At 50.3% G+C, this 8,701-nt stretch carries 5 rRNA genes; all 5 read right to left on the bottom strand.

Annotated features, from left to right (window positions below):
* Positions 1–110 (bottom strand): 5S ribosomal RNA (gene rrf / locus JFV29_RS29950); the annotation flags it as partial.
* A 61-nt stretch (positions 111–171) separates the two neighbouring features.
* Positions 172–3,103, bottom strand: a 23S ribosomal RNA gene (locus tag JFV29_RS29945).
* A gap of 175 nt (positions 3,104–3,278) precedes the next feature.
* Positions 3,279–4,830: ribosomal RNA gene (locus JFV29_RS29940) — 16S ribosomal RNA — on the bottom strand.
* Positions 4,831–5,484: 654 nt separating this feature from the next.
* A 5S ribosomal RNA gene (rrf, locus tag JFV29_RS29935) occupies positions 5,485–5,600 on the bottom strand.
* A 61-nt stretch (positions 5,601–5,661) separates the two neighbouring features.
* A 23S ribosomal RNA gene (locus JFV29_RS29930) occupies positions 5,662–8,592 on the bottom strand.
* Positions 8,593–8,701: the final 109 nt, after the last annotated feature.

The raw sequence follows: 8,701 nt of genomic DNA, 5'->3' as shown, positions 1-8,701 counted from the left end.
GCGGCGTCCTACTCTCACAGGGGAAACCCCCAACTACCATCGGCGCTGAAGAGCTTAACTGCCGTGTTCGGAATGGGAACGGGTGTGACCTCTTCGCTATCGTCACCAAACAACAAAGGAACGTTGTTCCTTCAAAACTAGATAATAAGAAGGTATTTCATTTTTTAAAGCGTGGTTAAGTCCTCGATCTATTAGTATCAGTCAGCTCCACATGTCGCCACGCTTCCACCTCTGACCTATCAACCTGATCATCTTTCAGGGATCTTACTAGCTTGCGCTATGGGAAATCTCATCTCGAGGGGGGCTTCATGCTTAGATGCTTTCAGCACTTATCCCGTCCGCACGTAGCTACCCAGCTATGCCTTTGGCAAGACAACTGGTACACCAGCGGTGCGTCCATCCCGGTCCTCTCGTACTAAGGACAGCTCCTCTCAAATTTCCTGCGCCCGCGACGGATAGGGACCGAACTGTCTCACGACGTTCTGAACCCAGCTCGCGTACCGCTTTAATGGGCGAACAGCCCAACCCTTGGGACCGACTACAGCCCCAGGATGCGATGAGCCGACATCGAGGTGCCAAACCTCCCCGTCGATGTGGACTCTTGGGGGAGATAAGCCTGTTATCCCCGGGGTAGCTTTTATCCGTTGAGCGATGGCCCTTCCATGCGGAACCACCGGATCACTAAGCCCGACTTTCGTCCCTGCTCGACTTGTAGGTCTCGCAGTCAAGCTCCCTTGTGCCTTTACACTCTACGAATGATTTCCAACCATTCTGAGGGAACCTTTGGGCGCCTCCGTTACTCTTTAGGAGGCGACCGCCCCAGTCAAACTGCCCACCTGACACTGTCTCCCACCCCGATAAGGGGCGCGGGTTAGAATTTCAATACAGCCAGGGTAGTATCCCACCAACGCCTCCACCGAAGCTAGCGCTCCGGCTTCTCAGGCTCCTACCTATCCTGTACAAGCTGTACCAAAATTCAATATCAGGCTGCAGTAAAGCTCCACGGGGTCTTTCCGTCCTGTCGCGGGTAACCTGCATCTTCACAGGTACTATAATTTCACCGAGTCTCTCGTTGAGACAGTGCCCAGATCGTTACACCTTTCGTGCGGGTCGGAACTTACCCGACAAGGAATTTCGCTACCTTAGGACCGTTATAGTTACGGCCGCCGTTTACTGGGGCTTCGGTTCAAAGCTTCGCTTGCGCTAACCTCTCCCCTTAACCTTCCAGCACCGGGCGGTGTCAGCCCCTATACTTCGCCTTGCGGCTTCGCAGAGACCTGTGTTTTTGCTAAACAGTCGCCTGGGCCTATTCACTGCGGCTTTTCTGGGCTATTCACCCTAAAAAGCACCCCTTCTCCCGAAGTTACGGGGTCATTTTGCCGAGTTCCTTAACGAGAGTTCTCTCGCACACCTTAGGATTCTCTCCTCGCCTACCTGTGTCGGTTTGCGGTACGGGCACCTTACATCTCACTAGAGGCTTTTCTTGGCAGCGTGGAATCAGGAACTTCGGTACTATATTTCCCTCGCCATCACAGCTCCGCCTTAATGGAAACGGGATTTGCCTCGTTTCCGGCCTAACTGCTTGGACGCGCATATCCAACAGCGCGCTTACCCTATCCTTCTGCGTCCCCCCATCGTTCAAACGATGTATAGGTGGTACAGGAATATCAACCTGTTGTCCATCGCCTACGCCTTTCGGCCTCGGCTTAGGTCCCGACTAACCCTGAGCGGACGAGCCTTCCTCAGGAAACCTTAGGCATTCGGTGGAAGGGATTCTCACCCTTCTTTCGCTACTCATACCGGCATTCTCACTTCTAAGCGCTCCACCAGTCCTTCCGGTCTGACTTCAACGCCCTTAGAACGCTCTCCTACCATCGACACCATACGGTGTCAATCCACAGCTTCGGTGATACGTTTAGCCCCGGTACATTTTCGGCGCGGAGTCACTCGACCAGTGAGCTATTACGCACTCTTTAAATGATGGCTGCTTCTGAGCCAACATCCTGGTTGTCTAAGCAACTCCACATCCTTTTCCACTTAACGTATACTTTGGGACCTTAGCTGGTGGTCTGGGCTGTTTCCCTTTCGACTACGGATCTTATCACTCGCAGTCTGACTCCCAAGAATAAGTATTTGGCATTCGGAGTTTGACTGAATTCGGTAACCCGTTGGGGGCCCCTAGTCCAATCAGTGCTCTACCTCCAATACTCTCATCTTGAGGCTAGCCCTAAAGCTATTTCGGAGAGAACCAGCTATCTCCAGGTTCGATTGGAATTTCTCCGCTACCCACACCTCATCCCCGCACTTTTCAACGTGCGTGGGTTCGGGCCTCCATTCAGTGTTACCTGAACTTCACCCTGGACATGGGTAGATCACCTGGTTTCGGGTCTACGACCTCATACTCATTCGCCCTATTCAGACTCGCTTTCGCTGCGGCTCCGTCTTATCAACTTAACCTCGCATGAAATCGTAACTCGCCGGTTCATTCTACAAAAGGCACGCCATTACCCATTAACGGGCTTTGACTACTTGTAGGCACACGGTTTCAGGATCTATTTCACTCCCCTTCCGGGGTGCTTTTCACCTTTCCCTCACGGTACTGGTTCACTATCGGTCACTAGGTAGTATTTAGCCTTGGGAGATGGTCCTCCCTGCTTCCGACGGGATTTCTCGTGTCCCGCCGTACTCAGGATCCACTCAGGAGGGAACGAAGTTTCAACTACAGGGTTTTTACCTTCTTTGACGGACCTTTCCAGATCACTTCATTTACCCCGTTCCTTTGTAACTCCATGTTGAGTGTCCTACAACCCCAAGAGGCAAGCCTCTTGGTTTGGGCTAATTCCGTTTCGCTCGCCGCTACTCAGGAAATCGCATTTGCTTTCTCTTCCTCCGGGTACTTAGATGTTTCAGTTCCCCGGGTCTGCCTTCAGTACCCTATGTATTCAGGTAAAGATACTGTTCCATTACGAACAGTGGGTTTCCCCATTCGGAAATCTCCGGATCAAAGCTTACTTACAGCTCCCCGAAGCATATCGGTGTTAGTCCCGTCCTTCATCGGCTCCTAGTGCCAAGGCATCCACCGTGCGCCCTTTCTAACTTAACCGTTAAAAAAGATCTTACTGATGCTTTGAAAAAATTAATTGCCTTCTATCTATTATCTAGTTTTCAAGGAACAAAGAAGAAAGAATTCCATCACTACGTGATGAGATCTTTCGAATCTGAATGAATTACTCATTCAAAACTGAACAAAACAAAAGCGCTCTCGTATTTATCCTTAGAAAGGAGGTGATCCAGCCGCACCTTCCGATACGGCTACCTTGTTACGACTTCACCCCAATCATCTGTCCCACCTTAGGCGGCTGGCTCCATAAAGGTTACCTCACCGACTTCGGGTGTTACAAACTCTCGTGGTGTGACGGGCGGTGTGTACAAGGCCCGGGAACGTATTCACCGCGGCATGCTGATCCGCGATTACTAGCGATTCCGGCTTCATGTAGGCGAGTTGCAGCCTACAATCCGAACTGAGAATGGCTTTATGGGATTCGCTTACCTTCGCAGGTTTGCAGCCCTTTGTACCATCCATTGTAGCACGTGTGTAGCCCAGGTCATAAGGGGCATGATGATTTGACGTCATCCCCACCTTCCTCCGGTTTGTCACCGGCAGTCACCTTAGAGTGCCCAACTGAATGCTGGCAACTAAGATCAAGGGTTGCGCTCGTTGCGGGACTTAACCCAACATCTCACGACACGAGCTGACGACAACCATGCACCACCTGTCACTCTGTCCCCCGAAGGGGAACGCCCTATCTCTAGGGTTGTCAGAGGATGTCAAGACCTGGTAAGGTTCTTCGCGTTGCTTCGAATTAAACCACATGCTCCACCGCTTGTGCGGGCCCCCGTCAATTCCTTTGAGTTTCAGCCTTGCGGCCGTACTCCCCAGGCGGAGTGCTTAATGCGTTAGCTGCAGCACTAAAGGGCGGAAACCCTCTAACACTTAGCACTCATCGTTTACGGCGTGGACTACCAGGGTATCTAATCCTGTTTGCTCCCCACGCTTTCGCGCCTCAGTGTCAGTTACAGACCAGAAAGTCGCCTTCGCCACTGGTGTTCCTCCAAATCTCTACGCATTTCACCGCTACACTTGGAATTCCACTTTCCTCTTCTGCACTCAAGTTCCCCAGTTTCCAATGACCCTCCACGGTTGAGCCGTGGGCTTTCACATCAGACTTAAGGAACCACTATGCGCGCGCTTTACGCCCAATAATTCCGGACAACGCTTGCCACCTACGTATTACCGCGGCTGCTGGCACGTAGTTAGCCGTGGCTTTCTGGTTAGGTACCGTCAAGGTACCAGCAGTTACTCTGGTACTTGTTCTTCCCTAACAACAGAACTTTACGACCCGAAGGCCTTCTTCGTTCACGCGGCGTTGCTCCGTCAGACTTTCGTCCATTGCGGAAGATTCCCTACTGCTGCCTCCCGTAGGAGTCTGGGCCGTGTCTCAGTCCCAGTGTGGCCGATCACCCTCTCAGGTCGGCTACGCATCGTCGCCTTGGTGAGCCATTACCTCACCAACTAGCTAATGCGCCGCGGGCCCATCTATAAGTGACAGCCGAAACCGTCTTTCCATCTTCTCTCATGCGAGAAAAGAACGTATCCGGTATTAGCTCCGGTTTCCCGAAGTTATCCCAGTCTTATAGGCAGGTTGCCCACGTGTTACTCACCCGTCCGCCGCTAATCTCAGGGAGCAAGCTCCCATCGATTCGCTCGACTTGCATGTATTAGGCACGCCGCCAGCGTTCGTCCTGAGCCAGGATCAAACTCTCCGAAGAAATGTTTGACTTGCTCATTTTGCTTTTTGATAGTGTGTGCTCACTTAAAAATTAACGTTGGCGCTTTGTTTTGTTCAGTTTTCAAAGAGCAATTTTGTCGTCGTTCTTTCGAACAACTTGTTTATTCATCATAACACGCTATTGATTAGTTGTCAACTTCTGCGAAGTTTTTAACTTATTTTAAATCACTGTGTTTTTCAGCGACCATTTCATCTTAACATTTTTATAATAAGAAGTCAATAGTTATTATTTCTTTTAGTAATCTACCAAAAGTGGATGAAGTTTTTTGTTTGTCGTACTTGGTGCTTATTTATATTAATCCTTTCCTACCTTAAAGTCAACACATTATATATAAAAATTCATTTTTATTTTAAGCTCCATTTAGAATGCCCCTTATTAAGAAGAATCAATACCTATATTAGGTTCGTAAAAGTGTTTATCTATCGTGTTAAGTTAAACTTTTCAGAAACAAGATCAATAAAAAGCCTTCTTATTAAGTTTCATTTGACTGCTACTGAGGTAAGCTAGTCGTGCCCTTATGATACCTACTTGTATTCTGACCTTATAAAAGTCTTTATTTTTTTGCTAGATACTCTTTTCAAATTATATAAACGCAAAAAAAGACCAGCCAGAATGGCTGATCTTTTCAAATTGGCTTGGCGGCGTCCTACTCTCACAGGGGGAAACCCCCAACTACCATCGGCGCTGAAGAGCTTAACTGCCGTGTTCGGAATGGGAACGGGTGTGACCTCTTCGCTATCGTCACCAAACAACAAAGGAACGTTGTTCCTTCAAAACTAGATAATAAGAAGGTATTTCATTTTTTAAAGCGTGGTTAAGTCCTCGATCTATTAGTATCAGTCAGCTCCACATGTCGCCACGCTTCCACCTCTGACCTATCAACCTGATCATCTTTCAGGGATCTTACTAGCTTGCGCTATGGGAAATCTCATCTCGAGGGGGGCTTCATGCTTAGATGCTTTCAGCACTTATCCCGTCCGCACGTAGCTACCCAGCTATGCCTTTGGCAAGACAACTGGTACACCAGCGGTGCGTCCATCCCGGTCCTCTCGTACTAAGGACAGCTCCTCTCAAATTTCCTGCGCCCGCGACGGATAGGGACCGAACTGTCTCACGACGTTCTGAACCCAGCTCGCGTACCGCTTTAATGGGCGAACAGCCCAACCCTTGGGACCGACTACAGCCCCAGGATGCGATGAGCCGACATCGAGGTGCCAAACCTCCCCGTCGATGTGGACTCTTGGGGGAGATAAGCCTGTTATCCCCGGGGTAGCTTTTATCCGTTGAGCGATGGCCCTTCCATGCGGAACCACCGGATCACTAAGCCCGACTTTCGTCCCTGCTCGACTTGTAGGTCTCGCAGTCAAGCTCCCTTGTGCCTTTACACTCTACGAATGATTTCCAACCATTCTGAGGGAACCTTTGGGCGCCTCCGTTACTCTTTAGGAGGCGACCGCCCCAGTCAAACTGCCCACCTGACACTGTCTCCCACCCCGATAAGGGGCGCGGGTTAGAATTTCAATACAGCCAGGGTAGTATCCCACCAACGCCTCCACCGAAGCTAGCGCTCCGGCTTCTCAGGCTCCTACCTATCCTGTACAAGCTGTACCAAAATTCAATATCAGGCTGCAGTAAAGCTCCACGGGGTCTTTCCGTCCTGTCGCGGGTAACCTGCATCTTCACAGGTACTATAATTTCACCGAGTCTCTCGTTGAGACAGTGCCCAGATCGTTACACCTTTCGTGCGGGTCGGAACTTACCCGACAAGGAATTTCGCTACCTTAGGACCGTTATAGTTACGGCCGCCGTTTACTGGGGCTTCGGTTCAAAGCTTCGCTTGCGCTAACCTCTCCCCTTAACCTTCCAGCACCGGGCGGTGTCAGCCCCTATACTTCGCCTTGCGGCTTCGCAGAGACCTGTGTTTTTGCTAAACAGTCGCCTGGGCCTATTCACTGCGGCTTTTCTGGGCTATTCACCCTAAAAGCACCCCTTCTCCCGAAGTTACGGGGTCATTTTGCCGAGTTCCTTAACGAGAGTTCTCTCGCACACCTTAGGATTCTCTCCTCGCCTACCTGTGTCGGTTTGCGGTACGGGCACCTTACATCTCACTAGAGGCTTTTCTTGGCAGCGTGGAATCAGGAACTTCGGTACTATATTTCCCTCGCCATCACAGCTCCGCCTTAATGGAAACGGGATTTGCCTCGTTTCCGGCCTAACTGCTTGGACGCGCATATCCAACAGCGCGCTTACCCTATCCTTCTGCGTCCCCCCATCGTTCAAACGATGTATAGGTGGTACAGGAATATCAACCTGTTGTCCATCGCCTACGCCTTTCGGCCTCGGCTTAGGTCCCGACTAACCCTGAGCGGACGAGCCTTCCTCAGGAAACCTTAGGCATTCGGTGGAAGGGATTCTCACCCTTCTTTCGCTACTCATACCGGCATTCTCACTTCTAAGCGCTCCACCAGTCCTTCCGGTCTGACTTCAACGCCCTTAGAACGCTCTCCTACCATCGACACCATACGGTGTCAATCCACAGCTTCGGTGATACGTTTAGCCCCGGTACATTTTCGGCGCGGAGTCACTCGACCAGTGAGCTATTACGCACTCTTTAAATGATGGCTGCTTCTGAGCCAACATCCTGGTTGTCTAAGCAACTCCACATCCTTTTCCACTTAACGTATACTTTGGGACCTTAGCTGGTGGTCTGGGCTGTTTCCCTTTCGACTACGGATCTTATCACTCGCAGTCTGACTCCCAAGAATAAGTATTTGGCATTCGGAGTTTGACTGAATTCGGTAACCCGTTGGGGGCCCCTAGTCCAATCAGTGCTCTACCTCCAATACTCTCATCTTGAGGCTAGCCCTAAAGCTATTTCGGAGAGAACCAGCTATCTCCAGGTTCGATTGGAATTTCTCCGCTACCCACACCTCATCCCCGCACTTTTCAACGTGCGTGGGTTCGGGCCTCCATTCAGTGTTACCTGAACTTCACCCTGGACATGGGTAGATCACCTGGTTTCGGGTCTACGACCTCATACTCATTCGCCCTATTCAGACTCGCTTTCGCTGCGGCTCCGTCTTATCAACTTAACCTCGCATGAAATCGTAACTCGCCGGTTCATTCTACAAAAGGCACGCCATTACCCATTAACGGGCTTTGACTACTTGTAGGCACACGGTTTCAGGATCTATTTCACTCCCCTTCCGGGGTGCTTTTCACCTTTCCCTCACGGTACTGGTTCACTATCGGTCACTAGGTAGTATTTAGCCTTGGGAGATGGTCCTCCCTGCTTCCGACGGGATTTCTCGTGTCCCGCCGTACTCAGGATCCACTCAGGAGGGAACGAAGTTTCAACTACAGGGTTTTTACCTTCTTTGACGGACCTTTCCAGATCACTTCATTTACCCCGTTCCTTTGTAACTCCATGTTGAGTGTCCTACAACCCCAAGAGGCAAGCCTCTTGGTTTGGGCTAATTCCGTTTCGCTCGCCGCTACTCAGGAAATCGCATTTGCTTTCTCTTCCTCCGGGTACTTAGATGTTTCAGTTCCCCGGGTCTGCCTTCAGTACCCTATGTATTCAGGTAAAGATACTGTTCCATTACGAACAGTGGGTTTCCCCATTCGGAAATCTCCGGATCAAAGCTTACTTACAGCTCCCCGAAGCATATCGGTGTTAGTCCCGTCCTTCATCGGCTCCTAGTGCCAAGGCATCCACCGTGCGCCCTTTCTAACTTAACCGTTAAAAAAGATCTTACTGATGCTTTGAAAAAATTAATTGCCTTCTATCTATTATCTAGTTTTCAAGGAACAAAGAAGAAAGAATTCCATCACTACGTGATGAGATCTT

Origin of the sequence: Peribacillus sp. TH16, assembly GCF_016651095.1 — a bacterium.
Taxonomy (GTDB): domain Bacteria; phylum Bacillota; class Bacilli; order Bacillales; family DSM-1321; genus Peribacillus; species Peribacillus butanolivorans.
Note: the sequence above shows the minus strand (reverse complement) of the source record. Positions and strands in the feature narration are given on the sequence as shown.